Source organism: Massilia sp. CT11-108 (genome assembly GCF_047302915.1).
GTDB lineage: Bacteria > Pseudomonadota > Gammaproteobacteria > Burkholderiales > Burkholderiaceae_D > Telluria > Telluria orientalis.
Map to the genome: position 1 here is coordinate 1 of NZ_JBKYMO010000759.1, position 1,962 is coordinate 1,962.

General features: G+C 71.0%; 3 protein-coding genes. All 3 read left to right on the top strand.

Annotation, left to right across the window (positions count from 1 at the left end):
• The coding region (locus ACEN88_RS30335) for a transcriptional regulator (protein WP_413345693.1) at nt 1-562 on the top strand (562 nt) is incomplete at its 5' end.
• Nucleotides 563-570: 8 nt separating this feature from the next.
• Complete coding sequence (locus tag ACEN88_RS30340) at nt 571-1,602, top strand: sensor histidine kinase (protein ID WP_413345695.1); 1,032 nt, start codon at nt 571-573, stop codon at nt 1,600-1,602.
• On the top strand, nt 1,599-1,962 hold a 364-nt coding region (locus tag ACEN88_RS30345; protein ID WP_413345697.1), incomplete at its 3' end, for a LytR/AlgR family response regulator transcription factor. The genes ACEN88_RS30340 and ACEN88_RS30345, both read left to right, overlap by 4 nt.

A 1,962-nucleotide genomic window follows, 5' to 3' on the forward strand; every position in this document is an offset into this window, starting at 1 on the left:
GGATTTGCACCGGTCACGTGCCAGCTACGCGGCCGCCACGACCGTCCTGGCGCTGGCCGCGACGCCCGCGCCGTTGCCGCCGAGCTGGCACGTGACCGGTGCAAATCCCGACAAATTCACGGCGGGCGTGGACACGTCGCCGGAAGGGCGCGGGGCCAAGTTCTTGCGCAGTAAGACGAACGATCCCAAGGCGTGGGCAGCCCTGGTCCAGCCTGTCCAGGCGCAGCGCTACCTTGGCCAGCGCGTGCGGTTCCGCGCGCGCCTGCGTACCGAGGCGATAAGCGACTGGGCGGGATTGTGGATGCGTGTCGATACGCACGAAGGCAAGACGGTCGCCTTTTATAACACCAAGAGCCAGCCGGTCAAGGGCACCACCGGCTGGCAGGAGCGCAGCATCGTGCTGGATGTCCCGGTCAACGCGGCGCTGATCGTGTTCGGCGCCATCGGCGGCGGCACGGGCCAGGTGTGGATGGAGCCGGTCGCATTCGAGACCGTCGGCAACGAGGTCCCGGTCGACAAGATGCCGCCACAGGCCGCCATCCCGACCACGCCGACCTTGTGAGCGAATCGATGACCGGCGACGACTGCGCCCGCGCCATCCGCCGCCAGTACGGTTGCACGTGGCGCCAGGGGCTGCTCAGCCTCCTGTGCCTGGCGCTCGTCGCGGGCGGCGCGCTGCTGCTGGAGCGCTACGCCTTGCTGGCCTTGTTCGGCGCGATCGTGGTGCCGGGCTTCGTCGCGTGCATGTTGCTGCTGCTGGCCGCGCGCCGGCTCGGCTGGACCGGGGCCATGATCCTGCTGCTGGCCGCGACCGGCGCCGGCGCGTGGGCCGTGCTGCCGGCATACCGGCACGTGCTCGCGGCGTGGGACGTGCAAGCGCTGCCCGACCAGCAACTGCTGGCCTGCGTCTTCGGCGTGAACGTGGCCGTGCTCGGATTGCCGCTGTGGTTCGCCCGCACCCGCGCCCGCGCGCAGCAGCTGGCGGACCTGCGCAACGCGGCGCTCGCGGCGGAGCTGAAAGCGCTGCAGGCCCAGGTCGAACCGCACTTCCTGTACAACACGCTCGCCAACACGCGCTACCTCGCGCGCCACCAGCCGCCGCGCGCCGTCGAGATGCTGGAACACCTGATCGCCTACCTGCACAGCGCACTGCCCGACATGCGCAGCCAGGCGTCGACGCTGGGCCGCGAATTCGAACTGGCCGGCCACTACCTGGCGCTGATGGCGATCCGCTTCGGCGAGCGGCTGCAATGCCGGCTCGATTGCCCATCCGACCTGGCGGCCGTGTCGATGCCGCCGCTGCTCCTGATGACGCTCGTGGAAAACGCCGTGCGCCATGGCGTCGAGCCGAAGCCGGGCACCGTGCGCATCGCCGTGACTGCCGGCCGCGAGCACGGCGTGTTGACCATCGTCGTCGCCGACGACGGCGCCGGCATCGGCGAGACCACGCTGGGCAGCGGCGTCGGCCTGCGCAACCTGCGCGAGCGCTTGCAAGCGTTGTATGGCGCGCGCGCCGGCTTCGTCCTGCGCCGCGGCGACGGCGGCCTGACGGAAGCGGTGCTGACGCTGCCGGCGACCGCCGCGCTGGAGGTGATGGCATGACGGCGCCCCGCATCCTCGTCGCCGACGACGAACCGCTGTTGCGCGCGGAACTCGTCGAAGCGCTGGAACGTTTGTGGCCGGACGCGCAGATCGCCGCCGCGCAGGATGGCATCGAGGCGCTGCGCCTGGGCCGCGAATGGATGCCGGACGTGGCCTTCCTCGACATCCGCATGCCGGGCCTGGACGGCCTGGAACTGGCGCGCGTGTTCGGTGCGCGGACGCACGTCGTGTTTGTGACGGCCTACGGCGAACATGCGCTCGCCGCCTTCGAGGAAGGGGCCGTGGACTACGTGGTCAAGCCCATCGCGCTGGAACGTCTCGCGCGCGCGGTCGAGCGCGTGCGCGCGCGCGAGACGTTCC